General features: G+C 62.4%; 14 protein-coding genes. 10 read left to right on the top strand and 4 right to left on the bottom strand.

Going from position 1 to position 15,753, the window contains the following annotated elements; genetic code table 11:
• Positions 1-20 precede the first annotated feature (20 nt).
• The 9 genes from CSQ91_RS26310 to CSQ91_RS26270 all read left to right on the top strand — a co-directional run bounded on the left by CSQ91_RS26310 (position 21) and on the right by CSQ91_RS26270 (position 7,545).
• Positions 21-665: a YbhB/YbcL family Raf kinase inhibitor-like protein gene (locus CSQ91_RS26310; protein ID WP_099390052.1), complete on the top strand. Its 645-nt coding sequence runs from the start codon at positions 21-23 to the stop codon at positions 663-665.
• A gap of 3 nt (positions 666-668) precedes the next feature.
• A complete protein-coding gene (locus CSQ91_RS26305; protein ID WP_034784771.1) occupies positions 669-1,313 on the top strand; it encodes a histidine phosphatase family protein in 645 nt (214 codons plus the stop codon).
• 161 nt (positions 1,314-1,474) lie between these two features.
• Entirely contained in the window at positions 1,475-2,527 is a 1,053-nt protein-coding gene (dusB, locus tag CSQ91_RS26300) for a tRNA dihydrouridine synthase DusB (RefSeq protein ID WP_099390051.1), read from the top strand.
• A 191-nt stretch (positions 2,528-2,718) separates the two neighbouring features.
• Positions 2,719-2,952 (top strand): helix-turn-helix domain-containing protein, encoded by a 234-nt coding sequence (locus CSQ91_RS26295; RefSeq protein WP_008445162.1) that lies wholly within the window; start codon positions 2,719-2,721, stop codon positions 2,950-2,952.
• Positions 2,953-3,048: 96 nt separating this feature from the next.
• Positions 3,049-4,635, top strand: a complete 1,587-nt coding sequence (gene purH, locus CSQ91_RS26290) for a bifunctional phosphoribosylaminoimidazolecarboxamide formyltransferase/IMP cyclohydrolase (protein ID WP_070253820.1) — start codon at positions 3,049-3,051, stop codon at positions 4,633-4,635.
• Positions 4,636-4,825: 190 nt separating this feature from the next.
• A complete protein-coding gene (gene ruvC / locus CSQ91_RS26285; RefSeq protein ID WP_099390050.1) occupies positions 4,826-5,365 on the top strand; it encodes a crossover junction endodeoxyribonuclease RuvC in 540 nt (179 codons plus the stop codon).
• 42 nt (positions 5,366-5,407) lie between these two features.
• Positions 5,408-5,986: a Holliday junction branch migration protein RuvA gene (gene ruvA / locus CSQ91_RS26280; RefSeq protein ID WP_070278272.1), complete on the top strand. Its 579-nt coding sequence runs from the start codon at positions 5,408-5,410 to the stop codon at positions 5,984-5,986.
• A gap of 6 nt (positions 5,987-5,992) precedes the next feature.
• Positions 5,993-7,048 carry a Holliday junction branch migration DNA helicase RuvB gene (gene ruvB / locus CSQ91_RS26275; RefSeq protein ID WP_034749202.1) on the top strand — a complete coding sequence of 352 codons (1,056 nt, stop codon included), beginning with the start codon at positions 5,993-5,995 and terminating at the stop codon, positions 7,046-7,048.
• A 32-nt stretch (positions 7,049-7,080) separates the two neighbouring features.
• A complete protein-coding gene (locus tag CSQ91_RS26270; RefSeq protein ID WP_099390093.1) occupies positions 7,081-7,545 on the top strand; it encodes a YaiI/YqxD family protein in 465 nt (154 codons plus the stop codon).
• A 70-nt stretch (positions 7,546-7,615) separates the two neighbouring features.
• Here CSQ91_RS26270 and CSQ91_RS26265 read toward each other — a convergent pair whose 3' ends face one another.
• From CSQ91_RS26265 to CSQ91_RS26250, 4 genes are all read right to left on the bottom strand, one after another.
• Positions 7,616-8,755, bottom strand: a complete 1,140-nt coding sequence (locus CSQ91_RS26265) for an OmpA family protein (protein WP_099390092.1) — start codon at positions 8,753-8,755, stop codon at positions 7,616-7,618.
• A gap of 13 nt (positions 8,756-8,768) precedes the next feature.
• Entirely contained in the window at positions 8,769-10,544 is a 1,776-nt protein-coding gene (locus CSQ91_RS26260; protein WP_225317182.1) for an ice-binding family protein, read from the bottom strand.
• Between the two features lie 273 nt (positions 10,545-10,817).
• A complete protein-coding gene (locus CSQ91_RS26255) occupies positions 10,818-11,273 on the bottom strand; it encodes a DUF2147 domain-containing protein (RefSeq protein WP_099390049.1) in 456 nt (151 codons plus the stop codon).
• A gap of 115 nt (positions 11,274-11,388) precedes the next feature.
• Complete coding sequence (locus tag CSQ91_RS26250; RefSeq protein WP_099390048.1) at positions 11,389-14,196, bottom strand: valine--tRNA ligase; 2,808 nt, start codon at positions 14,194-14,196, stop codon at positions 11,389-11,391.
• 502 nt (positions 14,197-14,698) lie between these two features.
• Between CSQ91_RS26250 and CSQ91_RS26245 the strand changes: the two genes are divergently transcribed.
• Positions 14,699-15,748, top strand: coding sequence for a porin (locus CSQ91_RS26245; RefSeq protein WP_070278374.1), 1,050 nt, complete (start codon positions 14,699-14,701; stop codon positions 15,746-15,748).
• Positions 15,749-15,753: the final 5 nt, after the last annotated feature.

Below are 15,753 nucleotides of genomic sequence, written 5' to 3'. Positions count from 1 at the left end.
AATATAAAGAGGAGCAAGCGATGAAATTGTGGAGCGAGACGTTTCGTGATGGCGGCCTGATGCCGGCCGACCATGCCTTTGCCGAGATCGATCCGGCCAGCCGCGTGCGCCTCGCCGGCAACCGCAATCCTCATCTGGCCTGGGACGAGGTGCCCAACGGCACCGAGTCGCTGGCCCTGTTCTGCATCGACCCCGATGCGCCGCAAGACGCCAGCCTGGCCAACCGCGATGACCAATCGCTGCCGCTGACGGCGCCGCGCGGCGACTTCTATCACTGGAGCTTGCTTGATATTCCCCTGGCCATGCGCGCGATTGCCGCCGGCGAGTTTTCCAGTGGCATCACGCCGCGCGGCAAGCCTGCCGCCAGCGGCGGTGCGTTGCCATTGCGCCAGGGCCTCAACGACTATACGGCCTGGTTTGCCGGCGACGCCGCCATGGCCGGGGACTATTACGGCTATGATGGCCCGTGCCCGCCGTGGAATGACGAGCGCATCCACCATTATATTTTTCGCCTGTACGCGCTCGACGTGCCGCGCCTGGCGCTGCCCGAGCGTTTTACGGGGCAGCAAGCCCATGCAGCCCTGTACGGCCACATCCTCGATGAAGCCCAGCTCGTCGTCGCCTATTCGCTTAACCCCGAATTGGCACTTACCCTGAAGAAATAACGCATGAGCACCACGATTTTACTGATACGCCATGGCGAGACGGCCTGGAATGCGGGCCGCCGCCTGCAGGGCCATATCGACATCGCCCTGAACGAGGCGGGCCTAGCGCAAGCGGGGGCGCTGGGGCAGGCGCTGGCGGACGAACCGCTGGCCGCCATTATCGCCAGCGATCTGCAGCGCGCGCAGCAGACGGCGCAAGCCGTGGCCGACGTGAAAGATTTACCCGTGCAAACGGATTCCTTGCTGCGCGAGCGCTGCTATGGCGCCTTCGAAGGCTTGCTGTATGCGGACATTGCCGCGCGCTATCCGCACGAATATGCACAGTGGCAATCGCGCCAGATCGATGCCGTGATGCCGTCGGGCGAGCGCCAGGCCGAAAGTTTCCGCCAGTTCTATGCGCGCGCGAACGGTGCCATCGCCCGCTGGGCCGGGAAATATGACGGCCAGACGATCGCCATCGTCGCCCACGGCGGCGTGCTCGAATGCGCCTACCGCGAGGCGGTCGGCATGACGCTCGACAGTCCGCGCGACTTCCAGGTCAAAAATGCCAGCGTCAACCGCTTTTCTTACGCGGACGGCAAGCTGCATTTGGTGCATTGGGGAAATATCGAACACTTGAGCGCGCCCGCGATGGACGAGCTGGGCTAAGAGCCGGGCGAACCGACGGACGGGCTCGCCGAGCCCCTGTTTTGCTGTGCTGCACAAGCGCGGCGCCCGCCCAAGCGCACTGAAGCAAAAAAATAGTGCTTATTAATTAGGCAGGGAATCGGTTAAAATAGCAGGTTCCTCCGTCCATTCCAGGTTCTTCAGTGCAAATCGGCCCTCACATTCTGCGCAACAACGTTTTCGTCGCTCCCATGGCGGGTGTGACGGATCGGCCTTTCCGCCAGTTGTGCAAGCAGTTGGGTGCCGGCTACGCCGTGTCGGAAATGGCGGCGTCGAATCCGCGCCTGTGGGCGACGGAAAAAAGCTCGCGCCGCACGGACCACGAAGGCGAAATGGAGCCGAAGGCCGTGCAGATCGCCGGCGCCGATCCGCAAGACCTGGCCGACTGCGCCAAGTTCAATGTGGACCGGGGCGCGCAGATCATCGACATCAACATGGGTTGCCCCGTCAAAAAAGTGTGCAACAGCTGGTGCGGTTCGGCCCTGTTGCAAGATGAAAGCCTCGTCGAAAAGATCTTGCACGCCGTCGTCAATGCCGTCGATGTGCCCGTCACCCTGAAATTCCGCACGGGCTGGAACCGTTCCAACAAGAATGCCCTGACCATCGCCCGCATCGCCGAGCAAGCCGGCATCCAGATGCTGACTTTGCACGGCCGTACGCGCGCCGATGGCTACAAGGGCGATGCCGAATATGAAACGATTGCCGCCGTGAAAGCATCGGTGGGCATCCCCGTGGTGGCCAACGGCGACATTACCAGCCCTGAAAAGGCCCGCTTTGTGCTGGATCAAACGGGCGCCGATGCCGTCATGATCGGCCGCGCGGCGCAGGGCCGGCCGTGGATTTGCCGTGAAATCGACCATTTCCTGGGCACCGGCACCTTGCTGCCGGCGCCGTACGTGGATGAAGTGCGTACCCTGATGGACGAGCATTTGCGCGCCCATTACGCATTTTATGGCGAATTCCTCGGCGTGCGCACGGCACGCAAGCACATCGGATGGTATGTCAAGGATCTGGAAGGCGGCGAAGCGTTCCGCCAGCAAATGAACTTGCTGGAATCGACGGACGCGCAATTGCTGGCCGTCGATCAATTTTTTGAGTCGCAATGGAAATTTGGCGAACGGTTACAATACCGCCTCTCCGAATCCAGTGAAAGTGGCCTGATCGATGTGATCAAATCTGTGGCCACGGCAGCATGAGCAGATAGCAAGGCAGTGATATAAGTTATAAGCAATAGTGACAAGCAAGAGTGATCAGCAGTACAAGGGCGAGCGCCTATACAGAGCGTCATGCAATATTAATTACAACATCGAGGCAAGGGGGCAGCACGCGGACCGCATGGGCGGCGCGGCGCCGGATTGCCAGGTGTTCAGCCGGTTGAAGCATAAAAATGAGCAAAGAAAGCATTCAGGAAGTCGTACAGAAAAGTCTAGAAGATTACTTCAATGACCTGGGCGAACAGCAAGCATCGAATATCTATGACATGGTCGTGCTGACCGTGGAAAAGCCCATCCTGGAAGTCGTGATGACACGCGCCGATGGCAATCAGTCGCACGCCGCGCAGATGCTGGGCATCAACCGCAATACCCTGCGCAAGAAATTGCAGGAGCACGGTTTGCTGTAATGCCGGCATGCAAGTGACGCCAAGATTTGAATCCGCCGCAGCCCGGCACCGGGCCTGCGCCATTCGCCAAGAACACTTAACCACCTAGCCACAGCCATGATCAAACAAGCTCTCCTCTCCGTTTCCGACAAGACCGGCGTTCTCGAATTCGCCCGCGCCCTGTCCGCCCTCGGCGTTAACCTCCTGTCCACCGGCGGCACTGCCAAATTGCTGGCTGACAACGGTGTTCCCGTCACGGAAGTTGCCGATTACACGGGTTTCCCGGAGATGCTCGATGGCCGTGTGAAGACCCTGCACCCGAAAGTGCACGGCGGTATCCTGGCGCGCCGCGATTTCCCTGAGCACATGTCGAAACTGGTCGAGCACGACATGCCGACCATCGACATGGTGGTGGTCAACCTGTACCCGTTCCAGGGCACGGTCGCCAAGGCCGATTGCACCCTGGAAGATGCGATCGAAAATATCGATATCGGTGGCCCGACCATGCTACGTTCGGCAGCCAAGAACCACAAGGACGTGGTTGTCATCTGCGACCCGACCGACTATGACGTGGTGCTGGCGGAAATGCGTGCGGCCGACGGCAAGGCAGGCGACGTCAGCTACGACACCAAATTCATGCTGGCGAAAAAAGTCTTTGCGCACACGGCGCAATACGATGGCGCCATCACCAACTACCTGACCAGCCTGGGTCCGACGAAAGTGCACGCCGAGCGCGGCGCCTATCCGCAAATCTTGAACGTTGCCTTTGAAAAAGTGCAAGACATGCGCTACGGTGAAAACCCGCACCAGAGCGCCGCCTTCTACCGCGACCTGGTCGCCACCGATGGCGCGCTGGCCAACTACCGCCAGCTGCAAGGCAAGGAATTGTCGTATAACAACATCGCCGACGCCGATGCTGCCTGGGAATGTGTGAAGAGCATGGGCGGTTTCGAGCAAAGCGCCGCCTGCGTCATCGTCAAGCACGCGAATCCATGCGGCGTCGCCCTGGGCAAAAATGCGGCGGAAGCGTATGCGCGCGCCCTGCAGACGGACCCGACCTCGGCATTCGGCGGCATCATCGCGTTTAATACCGAACTGGATGGCGCCACGGCCGGCGAAATCGCCAAGCTGTTCGTCGAAGTGCTGATCGCCCCGTCGTTCTCCGCAGAAGCGAAACAGATTCTGTCGAGCAAGCAAAACGTGCGCATGCTGGAAATCCCGCTGGGCAGCGGCGTGCACGCCATGGACTTCAAGCGCGTCGGTGGCGGCTTGCTGGTGCAATCGCCGGACGCAAAAAACGTCGGTATCGGCGACTTGCGCGTGGTCAGCAAGCTGCAGCCTACGCCGCAGCAACTGGCCGACCTGATGTTCGCCTGGAAAGTGGCGAAATTCGTCAAGTCGAACGCCATCGTCTTCTGCGGCAATAACATGACCCTGGGCGTGGGCGCTGGCCAGATGAGCCGTATCGACTCGGCCCGCATCGCTTCCATCAAGGCGCACAACGCCGGCCTGTCGCTGACGGGTTCCGTCGTGGCGTCGGACGCCTTCTTCCCGTTCCGCGACGGCCTCGACGTTGTCGTCGACGCGGGCGCCACCTGCGTCATCCACCCGGGCGGCTCCATGCGCGACCAGGAAGTGATCGATGCGGCGGACGAGCGCGGCGTCGTGATGCTTTACACGGGCACGCGTCACTTCCGTCATTAAGAAGGCGGTCTAAACCTACTGCGCGGCGCGGGGCGCGGCCTGCGATGCTCACTGTGCTACAGCACAGTTGCGCTTCTCGGCCACGCCGCATCGCCGCTCGCTACGGTTTATCCCACCTTCTTTGAAGGTGGTTAAACGGCAGGCACCGGTTATTCACCGGTGCCTGCCGTATTCATTATAGAATCTGGCGATGATTATTCTTGGCATCGATCCTGGCCTGCGCACGACCGGCTTTGGGGTCATTGAAAAACACGGCAACAAGCTGCGCTATATCGCGTCGGGTACCGTCAAGACAGGTTCCGAAGGGGAATTGCCGCCGCGCCTGAAGGTCATCCTGCAGGGCGTGAGCGAAATCGTCGGCACCTACCAGCCCGATTGCGCGGCCATCGAGAAAGTGTTTGTCAACGTCAATCCCCAATCGACCTTGCTGCTGGGCCAGGCGCGCGGCGCGGCCATTTGCGCGCTGGTCCATGCCGACCTGTCGGTGGCCGAGTACACGGCGCTGCAAGTGAAACAGGCCGTTACGGGCCACGGCAAGGCGGCCAAGGAGCAGGTGCAGGAAATGGTGTCGCGGCTGCTGTCCTTGCCCGGCTTGCCCGGCACGGATGCGGCCGATGCCCTGGGCGTGGCCATTTGCCACGCCAACAGCATCGATGCGCTGGCCATGCTCGGCGCGCTGGCGCCCCAGCTGCAGGGGCTGCGCATGAAGCGCGGCCGTTTAGTGGGATAGCTGCATGGCCCTCATATATATACACAACATTAGGAACACGCGATGATAGGCCGTCTCTCCGGTATTTTGCTTGAAAAGAATCCACCACAATTGCTGGTCGATTGCCAGGGCGTCGGCTATGAAGTCGACGTGCCGATGAGCACGTTTTACAACCTGCCCCACGTGGGCGAAAAAGTCGTGCTGTTCACGCACCAGGCCATCCGCGAAGATGCGCATTTGCTGTTTGGTTTCGGCAATGCGGCCGAGCGTGCCGTGTTCCGCCAGTTGATCAAGATCACGGGCGTGGGCGCGCGCATGGCCTTGTCGATCCTCTCGGGCATGACGATCGCCGACCTGGCGCAAGCCATCACCCTGCAGGATTCCGGGCGCCTCGTGAAAGTGCCGGGCATCGGCAAGAAAACGGCCGAGCGCCTGCTGCTGGAATTGAAGGGCAAGATCGGTGCCGATCTTGGCCCGCTGGGCGCGCATGCGGCGCCGGACGCCCAATCGGACATTTTGAACGCACTGGTGGCGCTCGGCTATTCGGACAAGGAAGCGCTGGCCGCCGTGAAAAACGTGCCGGCTGGCAGCGGCGTGTCGGAAGGCATCAAACTGGCGCTGAAAGCGCTGTCGAAAGGCTGATAACGCATGAGCATCCAGACCGACAGCTTCACGGAACAGCGCATCATCGACGCGGCGCCCATTTCGCACAACGAAGAGGCCATCGAACGGGCCTTGCGCCCCAAGCAGCTCGACGAGTATGTGGGGCAGGAAAAGATCCGCGACCAGCTGGAAATCTTCATCACGGCCGCGCGCCAGCGCAAGGAAGCGCTCGACCACACCCTGCTGTTCGGCCCGCCGGGCCTGGGCAAGACGACCCTGGCGCACATCATCGCGCGCGAAATGGGCGTCAATTTGCGCCAGACCTCCGGCCCCGTGCTGGAGCGCCCGGGCGACCTGGCCGCGATCCTGACCAACCTGGAAGCGAACGACGTCCTGTTCATCGATGAAATCCACCGGCTGTCGCCCGTCGTGGAAGAGATTTTGTATCCGGCGCTTGAGGATTATCAGATCGATATCATGATCGGCGAAGGCCCGGCCGCCCGTTCCGTAAAGCTCGATCTGCAACCGTTTACATTGGTGGGCGCCACTACGCGCGCCGGTATGCTGACCAATCCGCTGCGCGACCGCTTCGGCATCGTCGCGCGCCTGGAGTTTTATAACACGGGCGAATTGACGAAGATCGTTACGCGCAGCGCGGCCTTGCTGAAAGCGCCGATCGACCCGGAAGGCGCGCACGAGATCGCCCAGCGCGCGCGCGGCACGCCCCGCATCGCCAACCGCCTGCTGCGCCGCGTGCGCGATTTCGCGGAAGTCAAAAGCAATGGCGAGATCACCAAGGTGGTGGCTGACCGCGCGCTGGCCATGCTCGACGTCGATTCCGCCGGCTTTGATGTGATGGACCGCAAGCTGCTCGAAGCCGTGCTGTTCAAGTTCGGCGGCGGCCCCGTCGGCATCGGGAACCTGGCTGCGGCCATCGGCGAAGCTGCCGATACCATCGAAGATGTGCTGGAACCGTATCTGATACAGCAAGGTTTCCTGCAGCGCACGCCCCGTGGCCGTGTCGCCACGCCGGCCGCCTACCTGCACTTTGGCGTCAGCGCCCCGCGCATGGGTCCGGGCGGCGAAGCGTGGGAACTGTGATGGCGGAAGGCAGCCAGCAGACCACGCCGGGCATGCAGATATGGATCGACGCCGATGCCTGTCCCGTCGTCATCAAGGAAATCTTGTATCGCGTGGCCGACCGCCTGGAATTGCCGCTCACCCTGGTCGCCAACCAGGGCTTGCGCGTGCCGCCCTCGCGTTTTATCCGCACCGTGCAAGTGCCGTCCGGCGCGGACGTGGCTGACCAGGAAATCGTGCGCCTGTTGAATCCCGGCGACCTCGTCATCACGGGCGACATCCCGCTGGCCGCCGACGTGCTGAGCAAGGGCGGTTTTGCGCTGAACCCGCGCGGCGAGTTTTACACGAAGGACAATATCGCCCAGCAACTGACGATGCGCGCTTTCATGGAAGAGTTGCGCAGCGGCGGCGTCGACACGGGCGGTCCGGCCGCCTTTAGTCAGTCCGACCGGCAACAGTTTGCCAATAGCCTGGACCGGCATCTGAGCAAGCACCACCGCAAGCCGGCCCCGGCGTAGTAAGCGGTGGACGAAAAAAACGTGGACGAAAAAAAACCGGCGTCAGCCGGTTTTTTTATGTGCATGCAACTTAGCGTGCAACTTTGCGCGTGCCTACCACTTCCACCGTCACGCGGCGGTTCTTGGCGCGGCCGGCGGCACTCGTGTTGTCGGCCACCGGTTGCGTTTCTCCCTTGCCTTCCGTATAGACGCGGCTCGTTTCCACGCCTTGCGCCACCAGATAGGCCTTGACGGCTTCGGCGCGGCGCTGCGACAGTTTCTGGTTGTAGGCGTCGGAACCGACGGCATCCGTATGGCCGACCGTGACGATGACTTCCAGATCCATGCCCGTCAATTGACCGAGCAGCTGGTCCAGTGCCGCCTTGCCTTGCGGCTTGAGTGTCGATTGATCGAAATCAAACAGCGCTTCGGAGGCAAACGACACTTTTTCCGCTACGGGGACAGGCGCCGGTGCGGCCACGATGACAGGTGCCGGCATGGCGACGACAGGGGCGACTTCGGGCGCCGGCTGGTAGGCGGGCGTGGCGCTGGCCGGGCGGCCCAGTTTATACACGAGGCTGACGGAATACAGGTCCGCATCGCCGCGGTTGCCGACGGCATCGTTCAGGCGATAACGCTCGACTTCGCCGCGCAGGGCCAGCGCTTCGCTGAACTTGTATTCCAGGCCGAGGCCCAGCTTGGCATTGAGTTTGCGCTCGCTGGCATGGGTATTGGTCGAACCCAGCAGGCGGTTACCGCTGAACTCCGTGTTGGTCTTGGTGTAGTGCATGCCGACACGGCCCAGCAACGACAGGCGCTGCGACAGCGGCAGCTGGCCCAGCAGGTCCAGGTTCACGCCGCGAAACGCCGCTTGTCCGTTGAGCACGCCGTTGCCGCTGGTGGTCGACTTGAAATCGAACTTGCCCAGGTCAAAGTAGCCCGCTTCCACGGCGACATACTGGTTCAGTTGGCGGCCGACAAACAGCTTATAGCCGGTGTCGCGCTGGTCCTTGCTGAAGCCGGTGACGGTTTCGCCGTTGGCGGCCAGGCTGGCGCGCAGGCGCGGTTCGTCGATGGTGGCGCGCGACTGGCCCACGCCCGCGCCGATGTACCAGGCGCTGTTGGCCCAGTCCGGGTTGATGAAAGTGTTGTCCTGCGCCTGCGCCGATTGCGCCGCCAGCAAGGCGCCGGCCATGAGTCTCAGGGCGCCCAGTGTGTGTGCGATAGTCATCGTCATGTCCCGATTATTTGGTGATCTGGTTGTTGCGCAGGGTAACGGCGGCAGCCGTCAGCACGCGGCCATTGAGCAGGGTCGTGTTGTCGCCCACCGTGATGGCAGCCGACTGGCCCAGGATATTGCCCTTGAAGACGCTGTTCGCGGCCAGGGTGGTCGGGCCGACAGGCAGCCAGCTGACGTTGTCGGCCGTGGCGCCGTTATTCAGGGCAACTACCGAATTGACGGTCGAGTCCAGGGTCAGCGCCGTGCGGAAGATGTACACGCCGGGACCGTTCAGTGTCAGCGTACCGGTAATGCTGATGGCACCGGCATAGCAATACACGCCGGGGCCGAAGGTCTGGCCACCGAGGTCGATGCCGCCGGCAAAGGTGACGTCGCAAGTCCGGCTATTGCCGTCCGTGATCGCCGCTTGCAAATCCGTCATGGCGCCGGCCAGGATGGCGCCCGACTTGTAGTTGGTAAAGCCGGCCGCCTGGGTCGGATCGGTGGTCTGCGAAGGCGCACCGACGTCGCCCGTGATCAGGGTGGTGCCGCCCGAGTTGTTCGTGATCGAGGTGCCGGCCAGTACGCCGAACGGCGCCGCGCGGCCCAGGACGATCGGATTGAGGACGGGCGGGATGGCGACGGCCGTGACCGTCAGCAATGCGCTGCCCGACTGGCCGCCGGCCGTGGCCGTGATGCTGCTGGTACCGGCGGCGATGCCGGTGGCGACGCCTGTGTTCAGTACACTGGCGTTGGCAACGGTGCCCGACGTCCAGGCGGCGCTGTTGGTGACGATGGCGTTCGAGCTGTCCGAATACGTTGCGGTGGCAATGAATTGCTGTTGGGCACCAACAGCGATGCTGGCCGTGGCTGGCGTGACGGCGATGCTGACCAGGGTGAGGGCAGGTACGGTCACGGTGGTGCTGGCCGTCTTGCCGTTGAAGCTGGCATTCATGACGCTGGTACCAAAGGCAACGCCGGTGACGAGGCCGCCGCTGGCGACGGTGGCCGAGGCGGGCGTGACTGAAACGAAGGTGCTGCCGGTCGTGACGTCCACGCTGCTGCCATCCGAATACGTGGCAAGGACGGCCAGCTGGCGCGTCGCGGCGGCCGGGATGACGGGGTTTTGTGGCGTGACGGCGATAGCCAGCAGGGTCGCTGGCGTGACGGTCAGCACGGTGCTGGCTGTCAAGGTGCCCGTGGTAGCCGTGATCTGTGTCGTGCCGGCAACCTTACCCAGCGCCAAGCCGCCAGCGGCGATGCTGGCCGTGGTAGGGCTGGCCGAAGCAAAGGTCGACACGGCCGTGACGTCGCGCGTGGCGCCGTCGCTGAAGCTGCCGCTCACCGTGAATTGCTGTGTTGCGGCGATGGCGATGGATGGCGCGAGCGGCGTGATGGCGATCGCCGTCAAGGTGGCCGGCGAGACGGTCAGCTGGGCCGCCGCGCTCTTGCCGCCGAACGCGGCGCTGATGCTGCTGCCGCCGGCAGCGATGCCGGTGCTCAAGCCTGTGGCGCCATTGACTGTCGCACTGGCTGGCGTGGCCGACGTCCAGGCCGACTTGGCGCTGACGTCTTGCGAGGAGCCGTCGCTATACGTGGCGATGGCCGTGAATTGCTGGCCCGCGCCGATGGCGACCGTGGCCGTGGCTGGCGTGACGGCCAGGCTGGACAAGGTGGCAGCCGGCAAGCCGAGGATGGGATCGCGTCCCTGGTCGCCGCCGCCACAGCCGGCCAGGGCGGCCATGGCCAGCAGACCTGCCGAGACGAGCAGCGGGTTCAGATATCGCTTGAAGAGATTCATATAATTCCTTTGTGCATGGCAGTCATTGCCGGGCATCCGCGGATGAGGTCATCCGGCAGAGCCATGCCGCCTTTCGCTACAGGGCGATGGCGTCACAGGCATGCACTATTTCATTTAGGAAACTGAAGGTATGTGCGCTGGCGCGCTTAGCTTGTCTTTGACGGGGAATGGGTTCAAAAGGGAACGATTCGGCCTGAAAAACAACGGCCGTGTGCGGAACGCAGGCACAAAAAAGCCGGCGCAGGGCCGGCTTCGACAGGGCGGGGCGGTTGCTTACTCTTCGCGCACCCACGTTTGCGAGCGCCCAAACATCGGCACGCCGACATAGCCGCGCACTTGCAGCTTGGTGCCGCCTTCCGTCAGTTCTGCCTTGCTCTTGTAGACCTTGCCGCTGGCCGGGTCCGTGATTTCGCCGCCTGTCCATTCCTTGCCGTCATATTTCAGGCCGGACAGGATCACCAGGCCGATGATGGGCTGGTCCTTGTTGGCGCCCGTGCACTTGTCGCACTTGGGATTTTGATCTTCATTCGGGCCACGGAACAGCTTTTCGATCTTGCCTTGCAAGACGCCATTGTTTTCCGTGATGACAACGCGGGATTTCGGCTTGCCGCTGGCGTCATCGATGGTTTTCCACGTGCCGACGGGGGTGTAGTTGCCGTCGCGCGCGGTGGCGCTGCCGGCGATGGCCAGGGCGGCCACCAGTACGCTTGCTTTGAATAGTTTATGCATCGCTAGTCTCCTGTGGTTTTTTTGATCTGTTACGAAACAGTATAGATACCAAGGCAAGACCAGCAGTGCTGCGCGGCGTCAGGAGATGACGCCGCGCAATCCTTCCAAACTTGCCTTATGCGCTGGCTAGTTTAGCAAACTGTTCGCGCAGTTTTTCAATTGTCGCCGAAAAACTGAGCAAACGCTCGTTTTCTTGCGCAACGATGGCGGCAGGGGCGCGCGCAACAAAGCTTTCATTGCCCAACTTGCTGTTGACCTTGGCAATTTCCGCTTCGATGCGGGCGATTTCCTTGCCCAGGCGCTCGCGTTCGGCGGCCACGTCGATTTCCACTTTCAGCATCAGCTTGGTGGTGCCGACGATGGCGACGGCCGCTGGCGAGTCCGGCAGCGCATCGACGATCTGCACTTCGGCCAGCTTGCCCAGCGACTGGATGTACGGTGCGTACGATGCCAGCGCGGCTTTTTCCGTGGCATTGCCCGCTTCGACGATCAGCGGCACGCGCACGGACGGCGAGATCTGCATTTCGCCGCGCAGGTTGCGCGTTGCGTCCGTCAAGGCTTTCAGCTGCTGCATCCACGCTTCGGCACTTTCATCGATCTTGTCGGTGTTGGCGATCGGATACGGCTGCATCATGATCGAATCACCTTCGGCCTTGAGCGTCTTGCCGGCCAATGGCGCCACCGTCTGCCACAAAGCTTCCGTGACGAAGGGGATGATCGGATGGGCCAGGCGCAGCACCACTTCCAGTACGCGCAGCAGGGTGTGGCGGGTGGCGCGCTGCTGGCCTTCCGTGCCCTGTTGCACTTGGACTTTCGCGACTTCCAGGTACCAGTCGCAATACTCGTCCCAGACGAATTTGTAGATGGTGGCGGCGATATTGTCGAAACGGAAGTCTTCAAAGCCCTTGGCCACGTCCAGTTCCGCTTTTTGCAGCAGCGAGATGATCCACTTGTCCGCTTGCGACAGGTCGGCGTCATTCGGTGTGCAGTCCTTGCCTTCCGTATTCATCATGACGAAACGGGTGGCGTTCCACATCTTGTTGCAGAAGTTGCGGTAGCCTTCGCAGCGGCCCAGGTCGAAATTGATGTTGCGGCCCAGCGATGCATAGCTGGCCATGGTGAAGCGCACGGCGTCCGTGCCGTAGGCGGAAATGCCTTCCGGGAATTCCTTGCGCGTTGCCTTGGTGATCTTTTCCGCGTCGCGCGGGTTCATCAAACCCGTGGTGCGCTTGACGATCAAGCCTTCCAGGTCGATGCCGTCGATCAAGTCGATCGGGTCCAGGGTGTTGCCCTTCGACTTGGACATCTTCTGTCCCGTCGAATCGCGCACGAGGCCGTGCACGTAGACGGTTTCAAACGGTACCTTGCCCGTGAAGTGCGCCGTCATCATGACCATGCGCGCGACCCAGAAGAAGATGATGTCGAAACCCGTCACCAGCACGGACGATGGCAGGAAAGCCTTCATGTCCGGCGTTTCTTCCGGCCAACCCATGGTCGAGAACGGTACGAGCGCGGACGAGAACCACGTGTCGAGCACGTCGTCGTCGCGCTTCAAGGGGCCCGTGCTGCCGGCCGCCTGCGCCTTGGCGATGGCTTCCGCTTCCGTCTTGGCAACGAAGATATTGCCGGCATCGTCGTACCACGCCGGGATTTGATGGCCCCACCACAGCTGGCGCGAGATGCACCAGTCCTGGATGTTGTTGAGCCACTGGTTGTAGGTGGTGCTCCAGTTTTCCGGCACGAACTTGATTTCGCCGCTGGCGACCTTGTCCAGCGCCGTTTCCGCGATCGATTTGCCTGGGAAGAAGGTGCCTTCCGGGGCCGGCTTGCTCATGGCGACGAACCACTGGTCCGTCAGCATCGGCTCGATGACGACGCCCGTGCGGTCGCCGCGCGGCACCATCAGCTTGTGCGGCTTGACTTGTTCCAGCAAGCCTTGCGCGTCGAGGTCGGCGACGATCTGCTTGCGCGCGGCGAAGCGGTCCATGCCGCGGTAGGCTGCCGGCGCGTCGTCGGTGATCTTTGCGTCCAGGGTCAGGATGACGATCTGCGCCAGCTTGTGGCGTTGGCCCACGGCGTAATCGTTCATATCGTGCGCCGGGGTGATCTTCACGCAGCCGGTGCCGAATTCCTTGTCGACGTATTCGTCGGCGATGATGGGGATTTCGCGGCCCGTCAGCGGCAGTTTCAGCATCTTGCCCACCAGCGCCGTGTAGCGCTCGTCCGTCGGATCGACGGCCACGGCCACGTCGCCCAGCATGGTTTCAGGACGGGTCGTGGCCACCGTCAGGAAACCGCTGCCGTCGGCCAGCGGGTACTTGATGTACCACATGGAACCGTCTTCTTCCTCGGACACCACTTCCAGGTCGGACACAGCCGTGCCCAGCACGGGGTCCCAGTTGACGAGGCGCTTGCCGCGGTAGATCAGGCCTTGCTCGAACAGGCGCACGAAGACGTCGGTGACGACTTTCGAGCGCGGTTCGTCCATCGTGAAGTATTCGCGCTGCCAGTCGGCCGAGGCGCCCAGGCGGCGCATCTGGCCAGTGATGATGGAACCGGATTTTTCTTTCCATTCCCACACTTTTTCCACGAATTTCTCGCGGCCCAGGTCATGGCGCGAAATCTTTTGCGCGTCCAGCTGGCGTTGCACGACGATCTGCGTGGCGATGCCCGCGTGGTCGGTGCCGGGTATCCAGGCCGTGTTGTGGCCCAGCATGCGGTGGTAGCGGGTCAGGCCATCCATGATGGTCTGGTTGAACGCATGGCCCATGTGCAGGGTGCCGGTGACGTTCGGCGGCGGCAACTGGATGCTGAAGGAAGGTTTTCCCGCATCGAGGGTGGCGGTGAAGTAACCGCGCTGCTCCCACTCGGTGCGCCAGAATTGTTCAATGTCGGCGGGCTCGAAAGACTTGGCTAATTCCATGATTTGGCGTGTGATTGGCAAAAGGAACCATTATAGATGACGCGGCATCGCCTGCAGCGTGGCAAGCCGCCTTTTTCAGTGTTTTGGCGGCTTTGCGGGCCGTTGACGGGCAACAGAACGGGGATAAAAGCGCTGCCGATGTTATAATGCCGGCCTTGGCGCCTCCTGCCCTATCTTTGCGGACGGCGCCAGCGGGCGCAGTTGTATCAAAGTTTCACTCCAACTCTCGTCCGCGTCACCCGGCCAGCGCATCTGCGATGCCAGCCACTTTTAGAGCGTCCCCTGCGGGCTGGGCGCCTGAGCCACGCGCACCGCCAGCGGTGCACCATTCACGGCGGAATCAAGGCGGCTCGTCATTGCACGCCGCTGCCGCCACAGCTTAGCCAGGAATGTTGTTATCTGGCCCGTCGTCTTTCGATACGGCATGTTCCACAGCGCCTGGCCGCTGTGGCTATGCCATGGCCGCGCGCTTTCCCGGTTTTGCCTGCATAAGGAAACCAGCATGAAAAAACTCTCGATCAGTGTCGGCCTCGTTTCGACCATCGCCACCCTGGGCGCCTTGCCTGCCGCCCATGCCCAGTCCTCCGTCAACGTGTATGGCTTGATGGATGCGGGTCTGGTGCAGGAAGGCGGCGTCAGCAAGCTCACCAGCGGCGTGTCGGCCGGTTCGCGTCTGGGCTTGCGCGGCACGGAATCCCTGGGTAACGGCTTGCAAGCCGTGTTCACGCTGGAAGCGGGCGTCCTGAGCGACACGGGCCGCTCGGACCAGGCAGGCCAGTTGTTTGGCCGCCAGGCGTTTGTCGGCCTCGACAGTCCGCTGGGCATGTTGACCGTGGGTCGCCAGTACAACCTGCAGAGCCAGGCGCTGACCGACGTCGCCGATCCATTCGAGGGCGGCATGGCGGGCGCGTCGACCAACCTGGCCGGCTATTCGGCCACGCGCATCGACAATACCGTGCGCTATACCTCGCCCGAGCTGCGCGGCGTCACGGCCACGGTCATGGTCGGCTTTGGCGAACACACGGGGATTGCGGCGGACCAGCGTTCGCTGGGCCTGGCCCTCGGCTATGTCAACGGTCCATTGACCTTGCGCCTGGCGCGCCAGAGCCGTGCCGGCGAGCCGGGCAAGGCCGACGTGAACAACACGATATTGGCAGGTAACTACAACTTCGGCGTGGCCACGGCATTTGCCGGCTATGGCCGCAATACGGGCGATGGCAGCAGCATGTTCTTTGCGGAAAATCCGTACGGCGCGGCGCAGGCGCCGGCCCAGTCCACCGACAGCCGCGACGCCATCGTCGGCGTGTCCGTGCCGCTCGGCGCGACTACCCTGCTGGCCTCGTATGTGCGCAAGGATGACCGCGATGCTGCCAACCGCGATGCGCAGCAGCTGGCCATCGGCGCCATGTATGCCTTGTCCAAGCGCAGCAAGGTGTATGTTGCCTACGCGCACATCCGTAACCGCAACGATGCGGCCTACATGGTGGGCAATGCCACCGAAGTGGGCAGCGGCAACCGCGCCTTCAACGTCGGCCTGCGCCACGCGTTTTAAACCGT

This window comes from Janthinobacterium sp. BJB301, from assembly GCF_002735685.1.
GTDB classification, from domain to species: Bacteria; Pseudomonadota; Gammaproteobacteria; order Burkholderiales; family Burkholderiaceae_D; genus Janthinobacterium; species Janthinobacterium lividum.
This window is presented reverse-complemented; position numbering and strand designations above follow the sequence as displayed.